Genomic DNA, 26,605 nt, shown 5'->3' with positions numbered 1-26,605 from the left:
GCTCATGAGTGCGGAGTTGTTGTTAAACGTGACACCGAGTGAGACTCGGGTCGCTATGATTGAAGGTGGTGTTCTACAGGAAATCCACATTGAACGTGAAGCTAAACGCGGTATTGTTGGCAATATTTATAAAGGAAAAGTGAGCCGGGTATTACCGGGGATGCAGGCGGCATTTGTTGATATCGGGCTAGATAAAGCGGCTTTTTTACATGCCTCCGATATTGTTCCTCATACTGAATGTGTGTCAGAAAACGAGAAACAGCAGTTTAAAGTTCGTGATATTTCAGAGCTGGTTCGGCAAGGGCAAGATATCGTAGTACAAGTTGTTAAAGATCCACTTGGTACGAAAGGAGCTCGCCTGACCACTGATATTACTCTTCCTTCGCGCTATCTGGTTTATATGCCAGGCGCAAGCCATGTTGGCGTTTCTCAACGGATCGAAAGTGAAAGTGAGCGAGAGCGCTTGAAAAAAGTGGTCGCTCACTATTGCGATGAACATGGCGGCTTTATTATTCGTACCGCAGCCGAAGGCGCAAATGAAAAAGAATTAGCCCAAGATGCCGCTTTCTTAAAGCGCTTGTGGAGCAAAGTGATGGAGCGCCGAGCGAAATACAAAACGCGTTCAACGCTCTATGGTGAGCTAGGGCTTGCACAACGAATTATCAGAGATTTTGTTGGTACAGACTTGACTAAAATTTTAGTCGACTCACGGATTGAATACGATAATCTGATTGAATTTACCTCTGAATTTGTTCCGGAACTGACGGATAAACTGTGTTTGTACGAAGGGGATAAACCTATCTTCGACATGTACGATACCGAAAATGAAATTCAACGCTCATTAGAGCGAAAAGTGGAGTTGAAGTCGGGTGGTTATCTGATCATTGATCAGACCGAAGCCATGACAACGATAGATATTAATACCGGCGCTTTTGTAGGGCGGCGAAACTTAGAAGAAACGATTTTTAATATCAATGTCGAAGCAACGCAAGCTATTGCTCGCCAACTACGACTACGCAATCTTGGTGGGATTATTATTATCGATTTTATCGATATGGCGTCTGATGAACATCGTAAGCGAGTGTTAATTTCTTTAGAAGCCGCATTAAGCAAAGATAGAGTGAAAACCAATATTAATGGGTTTACTCATCTCGGTTTAGTTGAAATGACCCGTAAACGTACCCGAGAAAGTATTGAACATGTGCTCTGTTCTACTTGTCCAACTTGTGAAGGTCGCGGCACAGTGAAAACCGTGGAAACCGTTTGTTTTGAAATTCTGCGTGAAGTAACACGAGTCAATCGTGCTTATGATGCGGATAAGTTTGTGGTATATGCCTCACCTGCAGTGGCTGAAACTTTACAAGGGGATGAGTCCCATTCTCTTGCTGAGCTTGAAGTTTTTATTGGTAAAGAAGTGCGCATTAAAGCGGAATCTTTGTATGTTCAAGAGCAATTTGATGTTGTCATGATGTAAGTAGGATTGTGGGTGATTTCGAGTTTAACTCGCCTTGGGCGGATGGTGTTATGGCTACTGATTAGTGTATTAGTGGTGCTGGCTTTGCTTGTCACCTTGCTACGCGTTCTGTTGCCAGAAATGAATCGTTTCAAAGACGAAATTCAACATTGGGTGAGTGACGGTACTCAAATCCAATGGGTTGTTTCAGATGTGCGTGGCTTTTGGCGCAATACTCACCCTTCGTTGTCATTAGAGGGGGTGCAGGCTAATTTGCCAGACGGAAGTCAGATCCAGTTTCAGGCTCAACGTGTGGATGTGGAATTTGATTTATTACAAAGTCTACTGCAACGTCAGCCTGTGGTTGCCAACCTTATTATCCACCAACTGAACTTAGATATTCGTTCGATTGATTGGTTAGCATTACAGCAAGCGGAATCTAACCCTTCATTTAATAGTCAAGGTGTGATCCTGCAGCGTATAGATAACCTATTTTTACGTCAACTTGATGATTTTTCTATTCAAGATTCTAGGGTTTTTTACCAAACGCTGGCGGGCGATCTGCGCCAGATTGAAATTGAAAAACTCCATTGGCAAAACCAAGAACAACAGCATCGAGCGGAAGGGATCGTTAGTTTAGCCGATAGTGAAATCAATTCATTAAATGTACGGGCCGATTTTCAGGATCATGGTTCATTGCGTGATATCTCAGGCAATTTTTACATCAGTGCTGATCAGTTAAGAGTGCGTCCATGGCTGACTCGATATTTCACCGATGAAGTCGGTATTGAGCGCGGCGTGGTGAGTTTTAATGCCTGGGTGACACTTGAGCATAACCAACCGATTGACGGCTATGTGGAGCTAAAACCCTCGGAAATTTCTTGGCATGGGCAAGAACAGCATGAATTATTATTAGAGTCAGGAATACTTAAACTATCTCCGACAGCGAAGGGATGGCAGGTGAGTGCTCATGCCTTGAATTTACGTACCGATCATACACCTTGGCCTAGCCTTGATGTGGCGTTTGATTGGCAGCCTGATCGTTGGCGAGTTAATGTTTCTCAGTTGGCGCTAGAAACGTTATCCCCCTTTATGACGCTAGTTCCAGAGAAAAATGAACTTCGAACTTGGGTTGCTAAGCTTAACCCACACGGCAGGCTCGAAGATATTCGTATTAGCAAACACATCAATCAACCGATTCATTATTCCGCTAAACTCAATCAAGGAATGATTGATCAATGGGCATTACTGCCGGAAGTTCATCACTTACAAGCTTATATTTCAGGTACGCCAGATCAAGCTGTGATTCATGCTTCATTGATCGATGACACGCTTCCTTATGGGGAAGTTTTTCAAGCTCCTTTATCTGTTCGTCAAGCCGCGCTTGATCTTGTTTGGCAGAACAATGAACAAGGTTGGTCTTTATGGGCGGATAAAATTACTGCCGCTACGCCAGATTTACAAGTATTAGGGGCTTTTCGGCTAGATTTTCCGCATCAAAGCCCACCTTTTCTCTCCTTCTATGCTGAGGCTGATTTATACAATGCCGGTGAAACTTGGCGTTATTTACCCACTTTAGCATTAGGGCAAGAGTTAACCGACTACCTCTCGACCTCAATTCAGGGCGGCAAAGTAAAAACAGCAAAGTTACTTTGGTATGGTGCATTGAATGAATTTCCTTATTCGAAGAACAATGGCGTTTTTCAAGCTTGGGTCGGATTAAAAGAGGCACAATTTAGTTTCGATACGGCTTGGCCAACGATCACCGATTTACAGCTCGATTTACTCTTTGAAAACGATGCCATGTACCTCGACTCACGTTCTGCGACCCTGATGGGAGTGAAAGCTCAGCGGATTGTTGGACAAATAGCGGAACTTGCCAGTGACGGAAAGTTAGAACTAAATGCCACTGTCGAAGGGCAAGGCAATGCCGTACGAGACTATATGACCGCCACGCCATTAGTTGATTCGGTTGGCGCAGCGTTAACAACCATTGAGGTGAATGGTTCGGTAAGTTCTGAGTTTCAACTGAGTATTCCATTTGAGCATACCCGAGATATTCGAGCTTGGGGATGGGCTGATTTAAAGCAGAATCATGTCAATATTCAAACACCCTCGATGACGCTAGAAACCGTATCTGGACGCATCCATTTTGATAATGATAGAGTGACGGCGGCTGGATTATCGGCTCAATTGTTAACCCAGCCGATCTCTTTTGACTTCAAAGGCGAAAGTGCTCAGCAAGGTTATAATGTGGCGATTGATCTGCTTGGTGACTGGGAAACATCGCGGCTTAAACCTTATGTGGGTGAGTCCTGGCTAGCCCCTGTATCTGGCCATGCCGCTTGGCAAATGGGAGTCGATATTCAGCTTAGTGATGTGGGGTTTACTTATCAGATTGATACGCAGGTAAACCTACGCTCGATAACCAGTGACTATCCTTACCCATTCACAAAATCATTCAATACGCCTGGCGTTGCACGTTTACAGGCTTCAGGTAATCAACAAACGATCTCAGCACGGCTACAGCTTCCTGAGGCCAAATATCAAGCAGAAATTGACATCACTCAGTCAATGCCTGAACTGAAGGCAAGTTATCTTTTACTTGGACAAGGTAGCTTTAAGATGAGTCCGGTTGTGGGACATCAGGCTCAAATACGGAGTGAACGGTTCAATGTCGATCAGTGGTTAGCGCTTGTTCAGCAAATATCACCCTCCTCTTCTGGTGCTAGATTGAATTCGATCAATCCCCCACCAATACCATTACCTGAGCGTATCGATGTGCATGTCAAGGAACTCACATTAGGGGAGTTAGAGTGGCATGATGTCGAATTTTCAGCTCGACAAAAAAATCTTGGCTGGCAGGCAGAGATCAATAGCCAAGAAATACAAGGACAGGCCAGCTATATTGAACCTTATGATCTCAGTATTTCGTTGCAACGTTTGCATATTTATCTCCCCCAACTTGAGATGAAACCTAGTGATGGCAGTACCTTGCTCGTGGATAGATTAAAGCAACAAGCGCCGTTAATTTCTGAATTTGATCGTCAATTCCATGCGTTGATGCCCAATTTAACCTTACTGATTGATGACTTTTGGTTACAGGGGTATAAGGTCGGTACGCTTAATATGGATTTTCAACGTCAAGGTGAAACTCTCGCGTGGAAGCGAATTGACATCGTCAGCGGGTCAAACCAAATACATATCAATGGTGAGTGGACACTCACGGAAAACGACAGTCAAACCAGTATGAATTTGGCGATGAAGGGTGAAAATAACAGCGATTTAATGGAGCGGTTCGGAATTACTTCTGGTATCCAAAAAGCTCCATTTGAGATCACTAGCCAGATGCAATGGCAAGGCTCTCCTTGGTCGATGAAGGTTAATACTTTACAAGGTCAATTGGCAACCAAATTAGGTAAAGGGGTGATCTCTAATGTCAGTGGCGCATCTAAGCTACTAGGCATCTTTAGCCTTGATTCGATCATTCGTAAAATGCAGCTAGACTTTAGTGATATTTTTGATAAAGGCATGGCATTTAGCCGCATCACTGGCAGTGGTGAGTTTTCGCAAGGTATTTTTGTCACGAATAACATCAAAATGGATGCGATTGCCGGTGAGATGACGATTAAAGGCATGGCGGACTTAAATACGCGCACGGTCGATGCTGAGGTGAATTTTATTCCAGATATTACCTCCGGACTCCCAGTGATGACCGCTTTTGCCGTTACTCCCGCTACGGCTTTGTATGTGTTGGCGATTACTACGGTTATCTCTCCTGTGGTGGAAGTCTTTACCCAAGTTAATTATCAAGTCATTGGTCCGATTGACTCGCCTACGGTGAAAGAGTTATCGCGCAGTAAAGGGGAGTTTAAGTTGCCAGAAAAACTGAAGAAATAACCGAATAAGGAGTTTAGTATGGCAAGGTTAGGTTTAATACAAATGACCTCAGGCTCATCGGTCAGTGACAATCTTCAGGCGATTGAACGGCAGTTAGCCCAGTTAGCGAAACAAAAAGTAACATGGGCGTTCACACCAGAAAACGCCATTCTATTTGGACGACATCTGGATTATCGGCAACAGGCTGAGCCTCTACTTCAAGGGCCTATCCAACAAAAATTGGCAAAGTTGGCGAGACGTTATCAAATGTGGTTTTTGGTGGGTAGCTTGCCTATTCGTCGTCAAAATGGCATCACCAGCAGCTCGATACTGTTTAATCCTCAAGGTGAACGGGTAGCTGATTATGACAAGTTACATCTATTTGATGTGGAGATCGCAGATAGCCATCTTGATGTGGAGATCGCAGATAGCCATCATCGTTACCGAGAATCGGCCACATTTACGGCTGGTAACCGAGTGGTGGTCGTAGACACACCTCTCGGTATGTTAGGCTTGTCGATCTGTTACGATCTGCGTTTTCCTCAGCTATATTGTCAGCTACGTCAGCAAGGGGCTCAAGTGTTATTGGTGCCTGCCGCCTTTACTGCGGTAACCGGCAAAGCCCACTGGCAAATATTGTTGCAGGCAAGAGCGATAGAAACTCAGTGCTGGGTTATTGCCGTCGGTCAAACGGGCCGTCACCCCTGTGGTCGTGAAACATGGGGACACTCCATGGTTGTCAGCCCATGGGGAGAGGTGATCGCTTCACTTGCTCAAGAGCCCGGATGTTTAGTGGTAGAGATTGATGTCAAGCAGATAGAATCCATTCGCCGTACCATGCCTGTTATGGAACACACACGTTTTTATAATCAATTGATAGAGAAAAAGAATCCGCTATGAGTATTACCCGTATAGAAGAGGCACTACTAACCCCTACCGGCCTCAGTGAGCAAGATGTTGCTGATACTTTGGTCAGTATCACCACTCGTGACATTGATTATGCAGATATTTATTTTCAGTCCAGTTGGCATGAATCTTTGGTCTTAGAAGACAGCATTATTAAAGATGGCTCGTTTAATATTGATTGTGGGTTAGGCGTCAGAGCGATCAGTGGCGAAAAAACTGGTTTTGCGTACGCTGATCAAATTCAATTAGAGGGTTTAAAGCAGAGTGCAATCGCCGCACGAGGCATTGCTCAGCAAGGAAAAAATGCGCATGTCAAAGCATTTCATCGTACCGAAAATCAACACTATTATGCAGCCGCTAACCCGTTAGACAGTTGGGAAAAACAGAAAAAAACCGAGTTATTACAGCAGTTAGATGCTTATATCCGTACCAAAGAACCTTTGATTCAAGAGGTATCGATCAGTTTAAGTGGAGTACATGAGCAGATGCTAGTCGCCGCGACTGATGGGACGTATGCGGGTGATACCCGTCCATTAGTACGCCTATCGATTTCGGTACTGGCGACCAAAGGTGAGCGTCGCGAGCGTGGTAGCGCCGGTGGCGGTGGTCGATTTAATTACGATTACTTTCTCAATGAGGAGAATGGTCAGAAAATTGCCTTTGCTTATGCAGATGAAGCCATTCGACAAGCGTTAGTCAATTTAGAGGCGGTTGCCGCTCCGGCAGGAACCATGCCCGTGGTACTTGGTTCTGGCTGGCCGGGGGTTCTACTACATGAAGCTGTCGGACATGGGTTAGAAGGTGATTTCAATCGTAAAGGATCATCGATGTTTGCTGGAAAAATAGGCAAAAAAGTCACCTCAAATCTTTGCACAATTGTTGATGATGGCACGTTAAAAGATCTGCGAGGTTCACTTAACGTTGATGATGAAGGTGTCAATGGACAATATAATGTGTTGATTGAAAATGGTGTACTCAAAGGGTATATGCAAGATAAGTTGAACGCACGTCTTATGGGGGTTGCGCCAACAGGGAATGGTCGCCGTGAATCTTATGCGCACTTGCCGATGCCCCGCATGACCAATACCTATATGTTGCCAGGCCAACATACACCAGAAGAGATCATCGCCAGTGTCAAAAAAGGAATTTACGCCCCTAACTTTGGTGGGGGGCAAGTTGATATTACTTCAGGAAAATTCGTGTTCTCAGCATCAGAAGCTTACCTAATAGAAAACGGTAAGATCACTCAACCAATTAAAGGAGCCACCTTGATAGGATCTGGCATCGAGGCAATGCAGCAAGTTTCTATGGTTGGTAACGATCTGAGCCTTGATCGTGGTGTCGGTGTCTGTGGGAAAGCTGGACAGAGTGTGCCAGTTGGGGTTGGGCAACCGACATTGAAACTCGATGCGTTAACTGTTGGCGGAACGGAATAAGCGATATTGGAGAGAGCCTCATCTATTCCTGACCGAGCGAGAGAAAAGATCGGTAGAAGATCATTTTGCTGGTGGTAATTTATGAGGAACCGTGCGATATTTCGTCGCACAAAAATTTAAGCCTATTTACTTGGAGCCACAGCTATGTCTCATGATGATGACTATCTCTCTGTTGAAGCATTTATTGAAATGCAAAAAGAAGAGACTCGTGAAATTATTCAAGCGCTACTCGATGACGGCAGTGATCCAGAAGCCTTATATGAAATTGAACACCACTTCTTTTCAGAAGACTTCGATAAGTTAGAAAAAGCGGCGGTTGAAGCATTTAAACTTGGCTTTGAAGTACTGGAAGCTGAAGAAGCCGAAGATGAAGAGGGTAATAAGTTACTCTGTTTTGATGCGACCATGTCATCGGTACTAAACCCTCAAGCTATTGATGAACAAGTTGAAAAATTAGTCAATCTGGCCGAAAAATTTGACGTTATTTATGATGGATGGGGAACCTATTACGAAGGTGACGACGCGTTATACGATGAAGAAGATGACGATAACGAAGAATAGTCATTATTAATCAAGGCCTTGCCATACATGGTGAGGCTTTTGCGCTGATACCTCTCTCCGTTAAGCACTCGCTCTAACTCTTAATTACTTTTTATAAATGAAGAGATTTGGTTAACAGATAACCATTAGGATGGTGGGTCATTTGATACTGTTAACCAGCGGAGCCATGCTTAAAAACAGTGGAAAAATGATGTAGGGGCGTCACGCCGACTCACGAATAATGAGCTTTGGTGGAAGGATTAAGCTATAAGGTTCATCGTCTTCTTGTTTCAGTTGATTGATCAATCGTTTTGCGGCTTGTCTTCCCATCTCGCGCGCATTGGAATTAACAAAAGTGAGCGACGGCTCAATCAGTTCTGCTTCTTCAACATCATCAAAGCCGATTACCGATATTTGCTCACCAATAAACTGATCTTTACCGATTGAGCGTCCAGCTCGATGTATGCCATAGACAGCGCCCAGTGCTGTTGATGAATGATGGCAAAGCATTGCGGTGATTTGTGGATGTTCTAACAACAATTGCTGCACGGTTTGTGCTGCAGAGGCTTGGCTTTTCTCACATTCAACGATCCACTCTGATTTAAAGGGTAAACCAAATTGCATCAGAGAAGAACAGTACCCGCCAATACGCTCAGCACGGCACAATGAACTACTTGCGCCACCAACATATGCAATTCTTCGATGACCTTGCTGAATTAGATGTTCTGTCGCAAGTTTAGCAGCGTACATATTGTCTGGGCCTACGTAGTCGATTTGCTTATCCACCGAGGCTCGTGAAATGCATACCATTGGTAGATTATGCTGTCTTAAGTTTTCTGCGTTGAACTGTTGGTTTTCACCCACTGGACAAAATGCGATTCCACCTACGCCTTGGTTTGCCATAGTGAAAATACATTTTTCAAATTTTTCTTGGCTATCACCACTTTGAGCTAAAAATAACATGTAACCTTGTCGCTCTATCTCTTCACTCAATCCTGCAGCGATTTCCGCATAGTAAGGATCGCTGATGTCTTTGAGAATCAGTCCGATAATTTCACTTGAGTTAGAGCGTAAGTTGGCAGCAGTACGGTTGCGGATATAGCCGAGTTCCTCCACCGCAGCGTTGACCTTTTCTATTGTGTCTGAAGATATCCGTCCTTTATTCCCCAGCACCATAGAGACAGTAGTAATTGATACGCCTGCATGCTGAGCAACTTCTGTGATAGTCACTTTTTTGGATAACATAAATTCACTTTATCGATTGAAAAAACGTTTTATCAGTAAACTTTAACCCTATTAGCGTTAACTTGAAAGTCCCACACGGTTTATGTAAAGAGTTATTTAACTGGATCACAGAATGTTGGTAAAACGTTTTATCAAAATTTTTATCTATGTATATTAAGCGCATAAAAATAATACTTAATGTGCACATAATGTGATGTGCATGAGCCCTACAAGCTTTTAAATTTCGGAGACAAACTATGTCTAAAAGTAATAAATCGACGATGTGGGAGTTCTTACAAAGCCTCGGTAAGACCTTCATGTTACCCGTCGCGCTGCTGGCATTCTCAGGCATTCTTCTTGGTGTCGGTAGTTCGTTTTCCAGTTCAGCCATCAAAGAAGCCATTCCATTTTTAGATAATACCCTTTTGCAATACCTGTTTATGTGGATGACTAAAATTGGTCTTGTCGCATTTATCTATTTACCCGTGATGTTTGCGGTTGCGATTCCTCTTGGTTTGGCGCGTGAAGAAAAAGGCGTGGCAGGTTTTGCAGGTTTTGTTGGTTATGCAGCGTTCAATCTAGCGATCAACTTTTTCTTAACCGTAGCAAATGTATTGGATAGTGAAACAGAACGTACAGCTTATGGTGTGAAAAGCATTATCGGCATTGAGTCGATTGATACGGGGATTCTCGGTGCGGTTATCGTTGGTGTGATCGTTGCGAAGCTTCATCAACGCTTTTATACCTTTAGAATGCCTGATGCGCTGGCATTTTTTGGCGGCGCTCGCTTTGTTCCGATCATTTCAGCATTGGTGTTGGGTGTTGTCGGTGTGTTCATCCCATTCGTATGGCCGTATTTTGCTGCGGGTATTAACGGCATCGGTCATGTAATTGAAGGTGCTGGCGATTTCGGTCCAATGCTGTTTGGTACAGGTGAACGTTTACTGCTGCCAATCGGTCTTCATCATATCTTGGTGGCGTTGATTCGATTCACAGAAGCGGGCGGTACAATGGATGTGTGTGGTCAAACGGTGTCTGGCGCGCTAAACATCTTCTACTCTGAATTGTCTTGTCCTGATACGAAGGCGTTTACACCGGAAGTCACGGCATTCTTGTCTCAAGGTAAAATGCCAACTTTCTTAGGTGGTTTACCGGGTGCGGCTCTTGCGATGTATCACTGTGCTCGCCCTGAGAACCGTTCAAAAATTAAAGCGTTGCTTATCTCTGGCGTTGTAGCTTGTGTGGTTGGTGGTATTACTGAGCCGCTTGAATTTTTGTTCCTATTTGTTGCCCCCGTGCTTTACTTCGTCCATGCGATTCTAACGGGTCTAGGTTTTATGATCATGGGCTTACTTGATGTAACCATCGGTAACACAGACGGCAATCTGATTGACTTTTTGGTATTCGGTATCTTGCAAGGCACAGCGACGAAATGGTACTTAGTGCCGTTGGTGGCAGGTGTTTGGTTTGTGGTTTATTACTCGGTGTTTAAGTTTGCGATTACTAAGTTCAACCTAAAAACACCAGGTCGTGAAATCGATACCACGGAAGTAGACAAAGAGCTTGAGGCCGCATTCATCAACGAATCCGGCAAAGGTGCTGCGGTACTGGCAGCACTCGGTGGCAAAGAGAACATTATGGCATTGGATAACTGTATTACTCGTCTTCGTTTGTCTGTTAATGATATGAGTTTGGTTGATGATGCTAAGTTGAAAGCCAACGGCGCGCTAGGTGTAGTGAAGCTTGATGAACACAATCTGCAAGTCGTAATTGGTACGCAAGTTCATCTAGTGAAGAACGAAATGCAAGCCATCATGTCAGCTAGCTAATCATTACTTTGATAGATGCTCCCCCTCGTCACAATCGAAAGAACCCCCAAATGTGATTGTGATGAGGGATCTTAATATTGGAAGATTCGTATGACTCAAAATTTCGATTTTGATACCCCCATTAATCGCACCGGAACTTACTGCACACAATGGGATTATGTTCAAGATAGATTTGGTAAAGCAGGTCTATTACCATTCACGATTTCAGATATGGATTTTGCTGCGCCAGAGCCGGTCATCAATGTGCTTAAACAACGGCTGGAACATCCGGTGTTAGGTTATAGTCGCTGGAATCATGATGATTTTAAATCAGCAATTCGTTATTGGTACCAAACTCGTTTTGAATGCGAAATTGATACTCAGCAATTGGTGTACGGCCCATCGGTTATCTATATCGTATCAAAATTGATTGAGCAGTGGAGTCAGCCAGGGCAGGGCGTAGTGTTCCATACACCTGCTTATGATGCGTTTGACAAGATGATTGAAGGGCAAGGTCGGACGTGCGTTCGTAGCCAGCTTATCCGGCAGCAAGGTCGATTTGATATTGATTGGTCAGATCTAGAAACAAAGCTTGCTGACGTGAATAACACCGTGCTGCTGTTGTGCAGTCCTCATAATCCAACTGGGCGAGTTTGGTGCCAAAGTGAGCTGGAACAAATGGCTGTACTTTGTGAAAAGTATCGAGTCAAAGTGATTTCCGACGAAATTCATATGGATGTGTGCTTTAAGCGTCATATTCCATACGTGGGATTTGGAAACACGCAAGATTGGGCTGTGGTTACTTCTGCGTCTAAATCATTCAATATTCCCGCATTAAACGGAGCTTATGCGCTGATTGCAGATTCACAAACGCGTGAACGTTATCTGCATAAACTCAAGGAAGTGGATGGACTTTCATCGCCTTCTATCATGGGCGTTCTCGCGACGATGGCGGCTTACCAGCATGGTGAAGCTTGGTTAAATGCGCTCAATAATTATGTATTGGCTAATCATAAATACGTGAAAGAAACGCTACAAAGTACATTTTCTGACGTGATCTATCTGGTGCCAGACGCGACGTATTTGGCGTGGATCGATTTGTCTGTTCTGAATCTAGATATGGTGATGCTTAATCAGGCGTTAATTGAACAATTCAATGTCGCTATTATGTCTGGTGACGTTTATGGCGATTCAGGTAAAGGTTACCTCAGACTCAATCTAGGTTGCCCAAAAAGCAAAGTCGAGCAGGGTATTTCCGCCTTGATTCAAGCCATCAAATTGCAGCGATAAATCGATCGTGGCAGTGTTTGAGAAATGGCTACTTAAACATAGAGTCTGTTATTTAAAACTGTGTTGTAGAAGAAATAGAGTTTCAAACTATTTGGTATCGGCCATGCTAAACATCAAGTTTAAGCTCATATTTGGCTAGTGGTATGCTGGTGTTTTTTCTATACGATAAATACCAGCGACTTGGCTGGTATTTTTGATCTAGATCATGTATACATGGCGAAAACAGATTAACCTTGATAACCATTATGCAACTTTCTCTTGCCGGATTTTGGCAGCTTTCTCCCTTGACCGATTTATCTATTCCACAGCAGGATCTCTGTTTTCCTGCACCACTTAGTTCAGTTTTACCTGAATCACTTGATGAATCTATTATTGCGGCACAAGAATGGCATTTAATGCACGATATTGAGGTTGATGAGCAATTGCTGCGTTATCCTGCGATCGATCTGGTGCTAGAAGGGATCGATTATCATGCAGAGGTGCGGTTGAATGGGGTGGCTCTGTTTGATTGCGATGGTACTCAGGCAATCTATAAAAAAGAAATTCGCTCTTTGCTTAATCTAGGTAGAAATCGGGTCGAAATTCTATTTCTTTATCCAGAAGAAGAATCGTTGATTGATCATGATGAGGTGGAGCAGTGTGTATTAGGTGAGTTAATACCCCAGCGTTACGACGAGCGAATGGGAATATGGCGTGCGCCTTATTTACAATGCATTCGTCATGTTCGGCTTGAACACATTACCACTGAGCAAATTTGGCATCATGGTGGAGGATGTGAACTACTGATTCGCTTATTTTTTACATCGTATGCGGCTGGGTTGATTTCTGCAGTGGTCAAGTTTGATCATATGACTTATCAGTTACCGATTGATGTTCGTAGTGATTGTGTGAGTGCGCTATTTCAAGTTGAGGCTCCCAAGATTTATCGGCCTGAGAACCCTGATTCTGCTGCGCTTTATACCATCAATGTTGAGTTAGATGGACAAAAAGTAGCGCTGAAATTAGGTTTAAATGAGCACCTTTGTGTCACTCACTTTCCTTTATAATCCTTGATGATTAATGGGCACAGCCCCAATGATTTTGCTCTGAACTTTTGGCCTGTGGATGCATACTTTGCCACAATCTTTCGTGGAAATAGTAAGCGCAGGTATTAAAGCTAGGTTCAATCATCGCCATCACGCCACCAACTAACCAACTGCCAGTTAATAGGTAAGCAATACTAAAGGCAACACTGAAGTGAATCACAGCGAAGCTGGCGGTTTTTAGCTGTGGCTTACTTGCATATCGTAGTAAGAATGGATGTTTGGTCCATGCTTTTTCGTGGAAATAAAAAGCAACGGTGTTCACCATCGGCTCTAACATTGCAATTAAACTTCCGAGGATAATGTCGCCAGTTAGGATGTAAGCGATAGTGAAAGCGATGGTAAAGTGTATAGCAGCAAAGCTTAATGTCTTTTTCATAATGTCTACTCGCTCCGTTTCTTTTTGATGTAATCATTATTGATAATTATTCTCAAAAAGAAAAGGGGAATTGAACAATTAATTTGATAGGTAATAACGAACAAAAAAAGGCGCATGAAGCGCCGAGGTATTATCTATCCTTGTGGTTTGACAACCAGCACATTGATGGGTGAGTGTTCAACCACTTTGCTGGCCACAGACCCCAGCATCACTTTATCCATGCGTGAACGTTTATGGCTCGGCATAATAATCAAGTCGGCGTGAAGTTTAGCGGCATGTTCCAGAATGGTCGCGTATGGTTTTCCTTCTGCGACATGCAGTTGATATTCAACGTCAGAGGCAACATTTTGCTGAGCAAATTGTGCCAACCTTTCTCGCACATCCTGCTTCATTTTTGCTGCAGCATCACGGGGAAAGTAAGTGGCCACCATCGACATATGAATACCAGGTAAAACGGTTAATAGGTGTAGTTTAGCGCCACTTTGTTGGGCGTGCCATACGGCGAGTTGGGTTGCTTTATCTGCAAAGCCCTGCTCATTTAAATCGACAGGAACCAAGATATGGTGATACATAATTCATTATCTCTGTGTTAGTACTGATGAAAACTATACCCAAGCGTGGCGTTATTGCTTGGGTATAGGTCTGATTATTATCAATATATTAAGCGGCTAAGGCTTGTTTAGCTGCTCGTCTTTTTTGGTTCCACCCTAATAGTAGAGTAAAGAAGATGGCAGGGAGGAATACCCACTCTTTCATGGGCCGGTCGCTGTCGACAATTATCGAACGAACTTCCCAATCAAAATCAATGCCTGCCGCTTCCGCGGGGCTACCAAATTCAACCATATCAATCAGCATGCGATTATTGGCTTTATTGATGATTAGCCCCATTGAAGCAATACGTTGTGCTGCATTGGTTGCTTGGTCATCAAAGGGCAGCATGACGGTTTTAGAAACGTAGTTCCCCGTTAAGGTTTCTCCTGCGACAATCATGGTAAGTGGTTGACCAACCGGGGTTTGTTCAACAAGTGATTCAAGTTGTGTTCCAGGATAAATGTGTTGTGCGGGATAAATCATATCCCACCAAAAACCGGGTCGGAAGAAGGTAAACGTTAGTAATAATAGTGCGACCACTTCCCACCATTTTGTTTTAGTAAACCACCAACGCTGTGTTGCCGCTGAAAATAGTAGCATCGCGATGATGGCGGAGGCGATGGTAAGAGCAAGATGCCACCAGGTATCAATCCCCATCAGTAATAGCTGGGTATTAAACACAAACATAAAGGGCAAAATCGCGGTACGGATATCATAAGCAAAGCCTTGAATACCTGTACGGATAGGATCGGATTGAGCGATGGCAGCAGCGGCAAAAGCGGCTAAGCCGACTGGAGGAGTATCATCCGCTAGAATACCAAAATAAAATACAAATAAATGGATTGCTATCAGTGGAATAATTAAGCCGTTTTGTGCGCCTAAAGTGACGATCACGGGGGCCATTAAGGTCGAAACTACAATATAGTTAGCCGTTGTTGGCAACCCCATTCCCAGTAAGAGGCTGATCACGGCAGTAAAGAGCAGCATTAAGATAATATTCCCGCCAGAGACAAACTCAACGAAGTCGGTCATGACTAAGCCTATTCCTGTTAAGGTGACCACGCCAACCACTGTTCCGGCAGCGGCGGTAGCGACACCAATACCAATCATATTTCTGGCACCGGAGACTAGGCTTTCAAGCAAATCATTTACCCCCACTTTGGCTTGAGTGGAAGCATCCCCCGCCTGATTAAACCAAGCCATCAAGGGACGCTGGGTCAGTAAAATGAAGATCATAAATATGGTCGCCCAAAATGCCGAAAGTCCTGGTGAAAATCGTTCAACGGTTAAGCACCAGACTAATACCACAATAGGGAGTAGATAGTGTAAGCCAGATTTAATGGTTGGGCCAACTTCAGGGATCTCTTGTATATTTTGATCGATGTTGGGTGCTTTTTCATGGTTAAACTTTGCCGCAACTCGCACTAAGAGAAGGTACGTAACCAGTAGAGCGGTTCCCACTATCGGTGTTGCAGCAGCACCAAATGCCTCTTTAGTCCAACCAATACCATAGTAAACAATGGCGCTTAATACACATAGGCCCAATATTGTACCGGTAAATGAGAGCAGGCTTTGTATTAATGTCGTGGTTTTACGTCGTGGAAGCCCCGTCATACCTGCTTTACAAGCTTCCAAATGCACAATATAGATCAGCGCAATATAGGAAATCAGCGCAGGGAGTAATGCTGCTCGAATAACTTCAACATAGGAAATACCAACATATTCCACCATTAAAAAAGCCGCAGCCCCCATGATCGGTGGTGTTAGCTGACCATTAGTTGATGCTGCAACTTCGACGGCTCCCGCTTTAGTGCCCGGAAAGCCAACTCGTTTCATTAATGGGATGGTAAAGGTGCCGGTGGTTACGACATTAGCAATGGAAGAGCCTGAAACTAAGCCGGATAAGCCGGAAGCGACAACGGCTGCTTTTGCTGGGCCACCGCGCATATGGCCAAGTAAAGAAAAAGCGACGTTGATAAAGTAAGCGCCCGCTCCGGCTCTATCAAGCATGGCTCCAAATAGCACAAATAAAAACACAAAAGAGGTAGATACGCCTAAAGCGACCCCAAAAACCCCTTCAGTGGTTAGCCATAAATGTGACATGGCTTTTTGTACGCTAGCTCCCTTATGAGCAATCACGTCTGGCATGTAAGGGCCTGCAAACGTGTAAAAGAGAAATAACCCGGCGACACACATTAGTGGAGGGCCTAATGCTCGGCGAGTGGCTTCTAGTAATAACAGCATACCTGTTACCGAGATTATAATATCCGGTGTAGTGGGGGCTCCAGATCGGCCAGCTAATGAGGCATAAAACAAGTAAATGTAGGCGGCTGAAAAACTACCTGCTAATGCGAGTAACCAATCGGTGAGAGGGATATGCTCTCTCGATGAATTTTTTAATGCGGGATAAGCCGTAAATGCAAGAAAGACGGCAAAGCTTAAATGGATGGAACGTGCCTGAGTATCGTTGAGAATGGCGAAGTCAAAGATAAAAGGCAGAGGTGAGGCATACCAAAGTTGGAAGAGTGACCAACAAAGGGGCACAAACCATAAAATACGGCCGGGCAATCCTTTAGGGTTTCTTGCTCCGGTATCTGCTTGTGCAACCATCTCTTGCACATCTTGTGACGGGATATTGGCCTGCGTCATGTACGTTATCCTTATTATTGATGGTCTTAATTGGGTAGACAAAAAATGTGGCTTTACTAACGGAGTGAAAGCCAAGGGTTTATCTGAGGGAAAAAGCCCGGAAGGTTCCGAGCTTTTTCTGCTCTCGCATGAGTGCTCATTGCGAGATGGGAATGGATGTTAAGCCATTATTTCAAAAGACCCACTTCTTTATAGTACTTGACTGCACCAGGATGAAGAGGGATTGAAAGTCCGGCTTTGACCATGTCTTCTTTTTTCAGTGTCGCAAAAGCAGGGTGAAGGCGAGTAAAGGTATCAAAATTTTCAAATACTGCTTTTGCGACGTTGTAAGCCACTTCATCGGACACGTCGGTACTGGTCACTAATGTTGCTGCAACCCCAAAACTGGTTACATCAGTATCGGTTCCGCGGTACATGCCAGCAGGTACTGTGCTATAGGCATAGTATGGGCGTTCTGCAACAATTTTGGTGATTTTGGGCCCCGTGGCTGGAATGAGTTTAGCATCACAAGAAGTAGTGGCTTCTTTGATTGAACCATTTGGGTGGCCAACCATGTAGATAAAGGCATCAATTTTGTTGTCACACAAGGCTTGTGAACGCTCAGAGCCTTTAAGTTCTGCCGCAAGCTTAAAGCTGTCGTTAGTCCATCCAAAAGCCTCCATGACGACTTGCATGGTTGCGCGGTCACCCGAGCCTGGGTTACCAATGTTGACGCGTTTACCTACCAGATCGTTGACATTTTGGATTCCTGAGTCAGTGCGAGCAATAATATTAAAAGGTTCGGTATGAAGAGAGAACATCGCCCGTAGATTTTTATTTGGCCCTTGTGCCTTAAATTGGCTGGTGCCGTTATACCCATGATATTGCCAATCGGATTGAACAATACCAAAATCTAACTCGCCACTTCGAATCGTATTGACGTTATAAATAGATCCACCCGTGGATTCAACAGAGCAACGAATATTATGCTGCTGACGATCTTTATTCACCAAGCGACAAATAGCGCCTCCAGTAGGGTAATAAACGCCTGTGACTGAGCCTGTACCTATGGTTATAAATTCCTGCGAATAGACCGTGCTTGACCCCATCACTACTGCGGCAATTGCCCCGATCTTAATGATTTTATTCAATACCATGAATGTCCCTTCCTTTTTGTTATTACCCGAACATTGAATAGAGAATGTCGGGGTGTTTCTTCAGTGAGAAACCGAAACTTTTTCAATCCATATACCGAAAAAGCGACTGAATAATAGCAAAAAATGGCAAAGTAATTATAGAATTGTAAAATAATATAGTGAGGCAAGTTAGTGAAAGAGTGGGGGGAACCTAGCTGATTAACTGGATAACTAATTGATGAATAAAGAGTTGGAAGATAAGTTATACGGCTTGATAACTTATCCGATATGTGAGGTGGATCACGTCGATTTGGTAATCAATCCACCTGTTTTCATCCTTATTTTATGCACTCATGGTATGAAATGCCATTAACCGGCATATTCAAAAAGTTCACAAACTGAGGTGAATAACTGCTTGGTTGTTATATTGAGAGTCGGGGTAATAAAGATGGTATCATCACCCGCAACGACACCTAATATACCTTCTGATTTGCCAAGCGAATCGAGTAATCTGGCGATAAGTTGTGCCGCTCCTGGGCCTGTATGAATCACAACTAAGGCATTATTGTGGTCGATATCTAGCACTAGCTCGCGTAAAGAGCTTGATACTGTCGGTACTCCCAGTTCTGCCGGAAGACAATAAACCATCTCCATTTTGGCATTACGAGTACGAACAGCCCCAAATTTGGTCAGCATGCGTGATACTTTTGATTGGTTAATATTATCAAAACCTTCATTTTTTAAGGCATCAACAATATCGCTTTGAGAGCCAAATCGCTCTTCTTTTAGTAGCGCTTTAAAAGTGCGAACTAAATTATCTTGTTTATCCATATGGCGCATTATTCTTCTTACTTTCGCTCAATCAACCATGAATGGGTATTTTCACATAGCCGATACTAGGGTGGCAAATTATGATACAAAACTGTCTAAAAGGTCACTGTAAAAATTTCCGATTTTGGTTTAGATAGAGGGTAAATTTTTGTTATTAAGTCATTATGACGTCATAATCGAACCTTAAGTTGTAGCACGGCTTCAGGGAGTTGCGCAAAGTCGCAAAGCTGAAGTTAATTGATTGTAATCAAGTTGTACTTGCTATAGCGTTTTAAATCTACCCTACTAAAACATTTATAAGAGATTAACTCTCAAGGAGAACCACGATGAAAGTTGCTGTTATTGGTGCCGCTGGCGGTATCGGTCAGGCCCTAGCTCTGTTATTGAAAAATCGTCTTCCTGCTGGTTCAGATCTTGCCCTTTATGATATCGCACCGGTAACGCCTGGTGTCGCAGCAGATTTGAGCCATATTCCAACCCCAGTTTCAATTAAAGGTTATGCGGGTGAGGATCCGACTCCTGCCCTTGATGGTGCTGATATAGTGCTTATCTCTGCTGGCGTCGCTCGTAAGCCGGGTATGGATCGAGCGGATCTCTTTAATGTGAACGCAGGCATTGTTAAATCGTTAGCTGAACGTATTGCCGTGGTTTGTCCAAATGCATGTGTTGGCATTATTACCAACCCAGTTAATACAACCGTTCCTATTGCTGCAGAAGTGTTGAAAAAAGCCGGTGTCTATAACAAAGCGAAGCTTTTTGGTGTAACAACCCTTGATGTTATCCGCTCTGAAACCTTCGTTGCTGAACTGAAAGATAAAGATCCAGGTCATGTGCGTGTACCGGTGATTGGCGGGCACTCTGGCGTGACTATCTTGCCGCTTCTTTCTCAAGTGGAAGGGGTTGAATTTACGGCTGAAGAAGTTGAAGCGCTTACAAAGCGTATCCAAAATGCAGGAACAGAAGTGGTCGAAGCGAAAGCGGGTGGCGGTTCAGCAACGCTGTCTATGGGACAAGCTGCTTGCCGTTTCGGTCTGTCTTTAGTGAAAGCACTGCAAGGCGAATCGGTCATTGAATATGCTTATGTTGAAGGGGATGGCAAACACGCTCCATTCTTTGCCCAACCGGTTAAACTTGGTAAAAATGGCGTAGAAGAAATCCTTAGCTATGGAGCGCTTAGCGAGTATGAGCAGGCCGCGCTGGATGGAATGCTAGAAACGCTAAATAAAGATATCGAAATTGGGGTCGATTTCGTTAAATAGACCAATATCCATCGTGAAAAAAAATGCCGCTGAGTTATCGCGGCATTTTTTTCATCTGATTTTATGAATTAACATAGTGATTATAAATTAACACAGTGAAAGGGCTATTTATTCCGTTTCACTGCCATATGAGCCAAAGCAATTAGTGCTTGTTTATAGTCACTTTCAGGGATGATTGCTAACTCAGCAATCGCTTTATCCGCTTCTTGTTGCGCTTTGGCAGTTGTATATTCTAGTGAGCCCGCTTGATGCATGGCGGCTAAAATAGCGTTTAGTTTGTCCATACCATTGGCTTTTTCAATCGCTTCACGGATCATCGCTGCTTGTTCTGGGCCGCTATGATGCATGGCATGTAGCAAGGGGAGCGTTGGTTTACCTTCAGCTAGATCGTCTCCGACGTTTTTACCCATCTCTTTGCCGTCGGCGGTGTAATCCATCACATCATCGATTAATTGAAAGGCTGTTCCTAGGTATCGGCCGTAGTTCTGTAGTGCTTGCTCAACTTCTGGTGAAGCAGCTGACAATACCGCACCAATCTGCGTTGCAGCTTCAAATAAGCGTGCGGTTTTTGAGTAGATCACCTGCATGTAACTTTCTTCAGTGGTATCAGGATCATTGCAATTCATTAACTGAAGTACTTCTCCTTCGGCGATCACATTAACCGAGTGGCTCATCAGTTTTAGGATCTTCATTGATCCTAATTCGGTCATCATCTGAAATGAGCGGGTATAAATAAAATCGCCGACTAAGACACTGGCAGCGTTTCCAAACATCGCATTGGCTGTCGCCTTGCCACGGCGCATATCCGACTCGTCGACCACATCATCGTGCAATAATGTTGCGGTATGAATAAACTCAATAAAAGCGGCGGCGAGCGTGTGCCCTTGGCCTTGGTAACCTAATGCTTTGGCCGATAAAATGGCGAGCAGCGGACGCAGACGTTTTCCGCCTCCGCTGACAATATAAAAACCGAGTTGATTGATCAGAGAGACATCAGAATTGAGTTGAGCAAGTATCGTTTCATTCACTTTTGCCATGTCATCGGCAGTAAGCGCTTGGATAGCTTTAAAATCCATTATAAATCCGGCTGAAGTTAGAGCTTGTAAGGCATAATGTTCTTCGTTAATTGATCAATAATACACTAAAAAATATTGATTAATATATGGCTTAAAGGCATGATTGCGCCACTTTTGTTTGGCGATTAGCTTTTCGCCAATTTTTTTCAAATATGGCTTGTCATAGGAACGCCATTCACGTAGAATCTGCGCCCTATTGATGATTAGTTTAGCGCACACCCTTTTTGCTCAAATTACAAGCATAGGCTGTGCGGAAAGAGCGGAGTAAAATATGTACGCTGTTTTCCAATCTGGTGGTAAACAACACCGTGTAAGCGAAGGTCAAACTCTTCGTTTAGAGAAATTAGACGTTGAAACTGGTGCGACAGTTGAATTTGATAAAGTTCTTCTTGTTGCTAACGGTGAAGAAATTCAAGTTGGTGCTCCTCTTGTAGAGGGCGGTAAAGTGACTGCTGAAGTGGTACAACATGGTCGTGGCGATAAAATTAAAATCGTTAAGTTCCGTCGTCGTAAACACTCTCGTAAGCAACAAGGTCACCGTCAGTGGTTCACAGAAGTGAAAATCACTGGTATCAACGCTTAAGTTATTAGGAGAGTTTAACAATGGCACACAAAAAAGCTGGTGGTTCTACTCGTAACGGCCGCGATTCAGAAAGTAAACGTCTTGGTGTTAAGCGTTTTGGTGGTGAGTCTGTATTAGCAGGTAACATCATCATTCGTCAACGTGGTACTAAGTTCCACGCTGGTAATAACGTAGGTATCGGTAAAGATCATACTCTATTCGCTCTATCTGATGGTAAAGTGAAATTCGAGACTAAAGGTCCTAAGAACCGTAAATTCGTTAGCATCGAAGCTGAATAAGTTTAGTTTCTCGCTGAATGTAAAAGCCCTGCCATTTTGGTAGGGTTTTTTGTTTATAAATAGAGCAGATAACACGTCATCTATAAGTTAGGGTGACTTGTTATGTGTTCCTAGGCAGCAAGCGGGGGAGGTGTCCAGCTACCTTAAGCTTCTGCTAAAATAGAGATCATGGGTACCCAATGATAGTGCACGCAAGTAATGCGGAGTAAGAAATGAAATTCGTTGATGAATCGGTAATAAAAGTTCAGGCCGGCGATGGTGGCAACGGGGTTGTTAGTTTTTGGCGAGAAAAATTCGTTACTAAAGGCGGCCCGGATGGTGGTGATGGTGGTGATGGCGGTGATGTTTACATGCTTGCCGATGAAAACCTCAATACATTGATCGATTACCGTTTTCAGCGCTTCTATGAAGCAGAACGGGGTGAAAATGGCCGTGGGGGGAATTGTACGGGTAAACGAGGTAAAGATAAGATTTTACGCGTTCCGGTCGGTACTCGTGCGGTTGATATTCACACGAATGAAGTGATTGGCGAAGTGGCTGAACACGGTAAGAAAGTGATGATCGCCAAAGGTGGTTGGCATGGGTTGGGTAATACTCGCTTTAAATCTTCCGTTAACCGTGCACCACGGCAGAAAACCATGGGGACCAAAGGCGAAGTTCGAGAAATTCGTTTAGAGCTATTGCTGCTGGCTGATGTAGGTATGCTTGGCCTGCCAAATGCAGGTAAATCGACCTTTATTCGTGCGGTATCGGCTGCAAAACCTAAAGTGGCTGACTATCCATTTACCACTCTAATTCCAAGCTTAGGCGTGGTGAGTGTCGTGCCAGAAAAGAGCTTTGTAGTGGCCGATATCCCAGGCTTAATTGAAGGAGCGGCGGATGGCGCAGGTTTGGGGATTCGTTTCTTAAAACATCTAGAGCGTTGTCGTGTTTTGCTACATATGATCGATATTATGCCGATTGATCAAAGTGATCCCGTGCAAAATGCACTTACGATCTTGGATGAGCTTGAGCAATACAGTGAAAAGTTAGCCCAAAAACCTCGTTGGCTTGTGTTCAATAAAGTGGACTTGATGCCAGAGGAAGAGGCGAATGAGATTATCCAAAATGTACTTGATGCATTAGGTTGGGAAGATCAATATTTCAAAATTTCCGCGCTTAACCGCCAAGGCACTAAAGAGCTATGCATGAAATTGGCTGATTTCATGGCTACTCTTCCCCGTGAGCAGGAAGTGGCCTCTGCTGAGCAAAAAGTCGAGTTCATGTGGGATGATTACCACAAAGATGCCATGTCTGGTCAAGATGTTGTCACTGAAGATGACGATTGGGACGATTGGGATGACGAAGAAGATGACGGCCATGTTATCTATGTTCGAGAGTAATCAAAGCCATATGATTAGGCTGTACTGAATATCTATTATCGTTAGCCGCAATCTTGATTGCGGCTTTTTAATATTCTAAATCATGTTGTTGTGATGAAAATTATTGCAAAATACGACAGTTATTTCTCTCGATGGTTAGGAATGGAATCATGACATCTAAACAAAGGGCCGTTTCTCGATTAATTGCTCAGGCTGGACAAATGTTACATGCACATGGTGCGGAAAGTACCTTGATCGGTGATATTATGCGCCGGATGGGCTTTGCATTGGGCATGAATGAAGTTGAAATTTCATTGTCTGCTAGCTCGTTAGTGGTCACTACCGTTTATCAACAACATTGCATTACCACCGCTCGGCGCTGTGCTGACCGAGGGATTAATATGCGGGTGATTACTCAGATCCAACGTATTTGTATTTTGATGGAAAGAGGCTTACTCGATTATTCGATGGCCCAGCATAAGCTCAATCGTATAACTCCAGAGCGCTATAATCGTTGGTTGGTGGTGGTGATGATCGGGTTGTCTTGTTCAGCATTCAGTCGATTAGCGGGGGGAGATTGGATTGTTTTTGCTATGACCTTTCTCTCTTCGGCGATCGGGATGATCGTTCGTCAGGAAATTGGTCATCGTCAATTTAATCCGCTATTAAATTTTGCCGCGACCGCTTTCGTGACTTCTCTTATTTCTGCTCAAGCGGTGATGTATCAATTGGGAAATAAACCCACGTTAGTGATGGCGTCATCGGTGTTGATGCTCGTTCCTGGTTTTCCTCTGATTAATGCCGTTGCTGATATGTTGAAAGGTTATATTAATATGGGGATCGCTCGCTTTGTGATGGCGAGTTTATTAACTTTTGCCACCAGCTTAGGCATCATCGCAGCAATGAGTGTAACCGGAATTTGGGGGTGGTAAGTATGCTGACATGGTCACTTTTTTGGGGGTTGCTCAACGATATGTTGTTTGCTTCTATTCCCGCAGTTGGGTTTGCTCTGGTGTTTAATGTGCCTGTCCCCGCTTTAAAATATTGCGCATTAGGGGGGGCGATAGGGCATGGCTCTCGCTATCTAATGATGCATTTTGGCATTCCAATTGAGTGGGCGACATTTTTTTCTGCCACTCTGGTTGGGATGATTGGTGTACAGTGGTCTCGTCGTTTTTTAGCTCATCCCAAGGTGTTTACTGTGGCGGCCTTAATTCCGATGGTTCCTGGTGTTTTTGCTTATAAAGCCATGATTGCTATGGTGGAAATTAACCATTTAGGATTTACTCCTGAGTTGCTGGGCACCTTGATGGAAAACTTTTTAAAAGCCATGTTTATTATTGGTGGTTTAGCCGTTGGTCTTGCCGTTCCTGGGCTGTTATTTTACCGCCGTAAACCCATCGTATAATATCGAAAGTAGCGCTTAAACGAGAAGAGGATCTATTGATGATTATCAGCATGATTGCCGCGATGGCCAACGAGAGAGTGATAGGTAAAGATAATCAAATGCCGTGGCATTTACCCGCTGACTTTGTTTGGTTTAAGCGTTGTACGATGGGGAAACCGGTGATTATGGGGCGCAAAACTTATCAGTCGATAGGGCGTCCATTACCGGGACGGTTGAATATTGTGATTAGCCGCGATCCTCACTTGATGATTGAAGGTGTGGCGGTGGTTTGTTCACTGGAAGCCGCATTGGCGAAAGCGGGAGAGGTATCTGAAGTGATGATTATTGGCGGTGGAAGTCTCTATGCTGAGTGTCTACCCTATGCCAGTAAGCTGTATATTACCCACATTGATGCTCAGTTGGTCGGAGATACTCAGTTTCCCGATTGGGGGGATGATTGGCATGAGTGTTATCGTGAGCACTATGCTGCAGATGAGAAAAACGCCTATTCAATGGACTTTACCATTTTAGAACGGAAGTCTGTAGAACCTAGAACCTAGAACCTAGAACCTAGAACCTAGAACCTAGAACCTAGAACCTAGAACCTAGAACCTAGAACCTAGAACCTAGAACCTAGAACCTAGAACCTAGAACCTAGAACTTCTTGCCTAATGCTGGCTGCTGGAAGTACTGCTTATCTTCCCAACGCAACATGGTTAATGGGCCTCCCCATACGCAGCCAGTATCTAATCCGATCACCTGTTCATCTGCATAGCCTTCAAGCGCGGCCCAATGGCCGAATAGTACGGTCTTTTCCAGTTGGATGCGTTGTGGTAGGGCAAACCAAGGCATTAAATTTTCGGTGGGTACTTGTGCTGGAGGAAGTTTGCAGGCCATATCTAACCGTCCATCGCTAAAGCAAAAACGCATACGAGTGAAGGTGTTAATAATATAGCGATAACGTTCAATGCCTTGTAAGTTTGTATCCCAGAGATCGGGCGTATTAGCGTACATATTCGCTAATAACCATGGAAACTTCGGGCTGCGTAACAGCTGTTCGACTTCTTGAGCTGAGGCTCTTGCCGTAGCTAAATCCCATTGTGGGGAAATGCCCGCATGTGTTACGACAAATTCAGGGTGCTCTACTAATAAGGGAAGATGGCGTACCCAATCTAAAAGTTCATCGGCATCGTCAGCTTCAAAAATAGCCAGAGTTTTGTCTTTACTTTTAACAGGGTGAATCCCCTGTGCAACCGCCAATAAATGCAAGTCGTGATTACCTAGAACGGCTTTTGCTGAATCACCAAGCCCTTGGATAAAACGTAGTGTTTCTAATGAGTTCGGACCTCTAGCAACCAAGTCACCGGCTAACCATAAAGTATCCTGCTCGGGAGTAAAGTCGGCCAGTTTAAGCAGTTGGTGTAGTTCAGCTACGCATCCTTGTATATCACCGATAATATAGTTCGCCACAATCACTC

At 44.0% G+C, this 26,605-nt stretch carries 23 protein-coding genes; 15 read left to right on the top strand and 8 right to left on the bottom strand.

Going from position 1 to position 26,605, the window contains the following annotated elements; genetic code table 11:
• The first annotated feature begins 4 nt into the window (after positions 1-4).
• The 5 genes from rng to rraB all read left to right on the top strand — a co-directional run bounded on the left by rng (position 5) and on the right by rraB (position 8,235).
• Positions 5-1,474: a ribonuclease G gene (gene rng, locus CAG57_RS01200; protein WP_099611693.1), complete on the top strand. Its 1,470-nt coding sequence runs from the start codon at positions 5-7 to the stop codon at positions 1,472-1,474.
• Positions 1,475-1,486: 12 nt separating this feature from the next.
• Complete coding sequence (locus CAG57_RS01195) at positions 1,487-5,353, top strand: YhdP family protein (protein WP_099611694.1); 3,867 nt, start codon at positions 1,487-1,489, stop codon at positions 5,351-5,353.
• 18 nt (positions 5,354-5,371) lie between these two features.
• The gene (locus CAG57_RS01190; RefSeq protein WP_161427131.1) at positions 5,372-6,232 is read left to right on the top strand and encodes a carbon-nitrogen hydrolase family protein; all 861 of its coding nucleotides are present in this window, start codon (positions 5,372-5,374) and stop codon (positions 6,230-6,232) included.
• Positions 6,229-7,674 carry a metalloprotease TldD gene (gene tldD, locus CAG57_RS01185; protein WP_161427130.1) on the top strand — a complete coding sequence of 482 codons (1,446 nt, stop codon included), beginning with the start codon at positions 6,229-6,231 and terminating at the stop codon, positions 7,672-7,674. Before CAG57_RS01190 ends, tldD begins: the two co-directional genes overlap by 4 nt.
• A gap of 144 nt (positions 7,675-7,818) precedes the next feature.
• On the top strand, positions 7,819-8,235 hold the full coding sequence (gene rraB, locus CAG57_RS01180; protein ID WP_161427129.1) for a ribonuclease E inhibitor RraB: 417 nt from the start codon (positions 7,819-7,821) through the stop codon (positions 8,233-8,235).
• Positions 8,236-8,436: 201 nt separating this feature from the next.
• Here rraB and malI read toward each other — a convergent pair whose 3' ends face one another.
• Entirely contained in the window at positions 8,437-9,459 is a 1,023-nt protein-coding gene (gene malI / locus CAG57_RS01175) for a Mal regulon transcriptional regulator MalI (protein ID WP_161427128.1), read from the bottom strand.
• 236 nt (positions 9,460-9,695) lie between these two features.
• Here malI and malX point away from each other — a divergent pair, with 236 nt between their 5' ends.
• The 3 genes from malX (at position 9,696) to CAG57_RS01160 (ending at position 13,582) form a co-directional block, all read left to right on the top strand.
• A complete protein-coding gene (gene malX / locus CAG57_RS01170; protein WP_099611699.1) occupies positions 9,696-11,267 on the top strand; it encodes a maltose/glucose-specific PTS transporter subunit IIBC in 1,572 nt (523 codons plus the stop codon).
• Between the two features lie 90 nt (positions 11,268-11,357).
• On the top strand, positions 11,358-12,536 hold the full coding sequence (locus CAG57_RS01165; RefSeq protein ID WP_161427127.1) for a MalY/PatB family protein: 1,179 nt from the start codon (positions 11,358-11,360) through the stop codon (positions 12,534-12,536).
• A gap of 245 nt (positions 12,537-12,781) precedes the next feature.
• On the top strand, positions 12,782-13,582 hold the full coding sequence (locus tag CAG57_RS01160) for a glycosyl hydrolase 2 galactose-binding domain-containing protein (RefSeq protein WP_161427126.1): 801 nt from the start codon (positions 12,782-12,784) through the stop codon (positions 13,580-13,582).
• Positions 13,583-13,592: 10 nt separating this feature from the next.
• Here CAG57_RS01160 and CAG57_RS01155 read toward each other — a convergent pair whose 3' ends face one another.
• The 5 genes from CAG57_RS01155 to argR all read right to left on the bottom strand — a co-directional run bounded on the left by CAG57_RS01155 (position 13,593) and on the right by argR (position 19,192).
• Complete coding sequence (locus CAG57_RS01155; protein WP_099611702.1) at positions 13,593-13,997, bottom strand: DUF2061 domain-containing protein; 405 nt, start codon at positions 13,995-13,997, stop codon at positions 13,593-13,595.
• 134 nt (positions 13,998-14,131) lie between these two features.
• On the bottom strand, positions 14,132-14,569 hold the full coding sequence (locus tag CAG57_RS01150; protein ID WP_099611703.1) for a universal stress protein: 438 nt from the start codon (positions 14,567-14,569) through the stop codon (positions 14,132-14,134).
• An 88-nt stretch (positions 14,570-14,657) separates the two neighbouring features.
• Positions 14,658-17,237, bottom strand: coding sequence for a TRAP transporter permease (locus tag CAG57_RS01145; RefSeq protein WP_161427125.1), 2,580 nt, complete (start codon positions 17,235-17,237; stop codon positions 14,658-14,660).
• A gap of 167 nt (positions 17,238-17,404) precedes the next feature.
• Entirely contained in the window at positions 17,405-18,373 is a 969-nt protein-coding gene (locus tag CAG57_RS01140; RefSeq protein WP_161427124.1) for a TAXI family TRAP transporter solute-binding subunit, read from the bottom strand.
• 348 nt (positions 18,374-18,721) lie between these two features.
• The gene (gene argR / locus CAG57_RS01135) at positions 18,722-19,192 is read right to left on the bottom strand and encodes a transcriptional regulator ArgR (protein ID WP_099611706.1); all 471 of its coding nucleotides are present in this window, start codon (positions 19,190-19,192) and stop codon (positions 18,722-18,724) included.
• A 317-nt stretch (positions 19,193-19,509) separates the two neighbouring features.
• Here argR and mdh point away from each other — a divergent pair, with 317 nt between their 5' ends.
• Positions 19,510-20,442, top strand: coding sequence for a malate dehydrogenase (gene mdh, locus CAG57_RS01130; RefSeq protein ID WP_099611707.1), 933 nt, complete (start codon positions 19,510-19,512; stop codon positions 20,440-20,442).
• A gap of 104 nt (positions 20,443-20,546) precedes the next feature.
• Here the strand turns inward: mdh and ispB are convergent, their stop codons facing one another.
• Positions 20,547-21,518 (bottom strand): octaprenyl diphosphate synthase, encoded by a 972-nt coding sequence (gene ispB / locus CAG57_RS01125; RefSeq protein ID WP_099611708.1) that lies wholly within the window; start codon positions 21,516-21,518, stop codon positions 20,547-20,549.
• A gap of 271 nt (positions 21,519-21,789) precedes the next feature.
• Here ispB and rplU point away from each other — a divergent pair, with 271 nt between their 5' ends.
• From rplU to folA, 6 genes are all read left to right on the top strand, one after another.
• Entirely contained in the window at positions 21,790-22,101 is a 312-nt protein-coding gene (gene rplU / locus CAG57_RS01120) for a 50S ribosomal protein L21 (protein WP_078926510.1), read from the top strand.
• 20 nt (positions 22,102-22,121) lie between these two features.
• A complete protein-coding gene (gene rpmA, locus CAG57_RS01115; RefSeq protein WP_078926511.1) occupies positions 22,122-22,379 on the top strand; it encodes a 50S ribosomal protein L27 in 258 nt (85 codons plus the stop codon).
• A gap of 212 nt (positions 22,380-22,591) precedes the next feature.
• Positions 22,592-23,761, top strand: coding sequence for an Obg family GTPase CgtA (gene cgtA, locus CAG57_RS01110; protein WP_099611709.1), 1,170 nt, complete (start codon positions 22,592-22,594; stop codon positions 23,759-23,761).
• 149 nt (positions 23,762-23,910) lie between these two features.
• Positions 23,911-24,672 (top strand): threonine/serine exporter family protein, encoded by a 762-nt coding sequence (locus CAG57_RS01105; RefSeq protein ID WP_099611710.1) that lies wholly within the window; start codon positions 23,911-23,913, stop codon positions 24,670-24,672.
• 2 nt (positions 24,673-24,674) lie between these two features.
• The gene (locus tag CAG57_RS01100) at positions 24,675-25,148 is read left to right on the top strand and encodes a threonine/serine exporter family protein (protein WP_161427220.1); all 474 of its coding nucleotides are present in this window, start codon (positions 24,675-24,677) and stop codon (positions 25,146-25,148) included.
• A 38-nt stretch (positions 25,149-25,186) separates the two neighbouring features.
• Positions 25,187-25,687, top strand: a complete 501-nt coding sequence (folA, locus tag CAG57_RS01095) for a type 3 dihydrofolate reductase (RefSeq protein WP_161427219.1) — start codon at positions 25,187-25,189, stop codon at positions 25,685-25,687.
• A gap of 94 nt (positions 25,688-25,781) precedes the next feature.
• On the opposite strand, the gene apaH is transcribed toward folA, so the two are convergent.
• Positions 25,782-26,597 (bottom strand): bis(5'-nucleosyl)-tetraphosphatase (symmetrical) ApaH, encoded by an 816-nt coding sequence (gene apaH, locus CAG57_RS01090; RefSeq protein WP_161427218.1) that lies wholly within the window; start codon positions 26,595-26,597, stop codon positions 25,782-25,784.
• Between the last annotated feature and the right edge of the window lie 8 nt (positions 26,598-26,605).

The organism is Vibrio sp. V30_P3S12P165, assembly GCF_009904905.1.
In the GTDB taxonomy this organism is placed as follows: Bacteria; Pseudomonadota; Gammaproteobacteria; order Enterobacterales; family Vibrionaceae; genus Vibrio; species Vibrio fujianensis.
Note: the sequence above shows the minus strand (reverse complement) of the source record. Positions and strands in the feature narration are given on the sequence as shown.

Excerpts from the sequence above, each read along its gene's own strand:
- rng (WP_099611693.1), top strand. The coding sequence starts at position 5 with ATGAGTGCGGAGTTGTTGTTAAACGTGACACCGAGTGAGACTCGGGTC.
- CAG57_RS01190 (WP_161427131.1), top strand. The coding sequence starts at position 5,372 with ATGGCAAGGTTAGGTTTAATACAAATGACCTCAGGCTCATCGGTCAGT.
- tldD (WP_161427130.1), top strand. The coding sequence starts at position 6,229 with ATGAGTATTACCCGTATAGAAGAGGCACTACTAACCCCTACCGGCCTC.
- rraB (WP_161427129.1), top strand. The coding sequence starts at position 7,819 with ATGTCTCATGATGATGACTATCTCTCTGTTGAAGCATTTATTGAAATG.
- malI (WP_161427128.1), bottom strand. The coding sequence starts at position 9,459 with ATGTTATCCAAAAAAGTGACTATCACAGAAGTTGCTCAGCATGCAGGC.
- malX (WP_099611699.1), top strand. The coding sequence starts at position 9,696 with ATGTCTAAAAGTAATAAATCGACGATGTGGGAGTTCTTACAAAGCCTC.
- CAG57_RS01165 (WP_161427127.1), top strand. The coding sequence starts at position 11,358 with ATGACTCAAAATTTCGATTTTGATACCCCCATTAATCGCACCGGAACT.
- CAG57_RS01160 (WP_161427126.1), top strand. The coding sequence starts at position 12,782 with ATGCAACTTTCTCTTGCCGGATTTTGGCAGCTTTCTCCCTTGACCGAT.
- CAG57_RS01155 (WP_099611702.1), bottom strand. The coding sequence starts at position 13,997 with ATGAAAAAGACATTAAGCTTTGCTGCTATACACTTTACCATCGCTTTC.
- CAG57_RS01150 (WP_099611703.1), bottom strand. The coding sequence starts at position 14,569 with ATGTATCACCATATCTTGGTTCCTGTCGATTTAAATGAGCAGGGCTTT.
- CAG57_RS01145 (WP_161427125.1), bottom strand. The coding sequence starts at position 17,237 with ATGACGCAGGCCAATATCCCGTCACAAGATGTGCAAGAGATGGTTGCA.
- CAG57_RS01140 (WP_161427124.1), bottom strand. The coding sequence starts at position 18,373 with ATGGTATTGAATAAAATCATTAAGATCGGGGCAATTGCCGCAGTAGTG.
- argR (WP_099611706.1), bottom strand. The coding sequence starts at position 19,192 with ATGCGCCATATGGATAAACAAGATAATTTAGTTCGCACTTTTAAAGCG.
- mdh (WP_099611707.1), top strand. The coding sequence starts at position 19,510 with ATGAAAGTTGCTGTTATTGGTGCCGCTGGCGGTATCGGTCAGGCCCTA.
- ispB (WP_099611708.1), bottom strand. The coding sequence starts at position 21,518 with ATGGATTTTAAAGCTATCCAAGCGCTTACTGCCGATGACATGGCAAAA.
- rplU (WP_078926510.1), top strand. The coding sequence starts at position 21,790 with ATGTACGCTGTTTTCCAATCTGGTGGTAAACAACACCGTGTAAGCGAA.
- rpmA (WP_078926511.1), top strand. The coding sequence starts at position 22,122 with ATGGCACACAAAAAAGCTGGTGGTTCTACTCGTAACGGCCGCGATTCA.
- cgtA (WP_099611709.1), top strand. The coding sequence starts at position 22,592 with ATGAAATTCGTTGATGAATCGGTAATAAAAGTTCAGGCCGGCGATGGT.
- CAG57_RS01105 (WP_099611710.1), top strand. The coding sequence starts at position 23,911 with ATGACATCTAAACAAAGGGCCGTTTCTCGATTAATTGCTCAGGCTGGA.
- CAG57_RS01100 (WP_161427220.1), top strand. The coding sequence starts at position 24,675 with ATGCTGACATGGTCACTTTTTTGGGGGTTGCTCAACGATATGTTGTTT.
- folA (WP_161427219.1), top strand. The coding sequence starts at position 25,187 with ATGATTATCAGCATGATTGCCGCGATGGCCAACGAGAGAGTGATAGGT.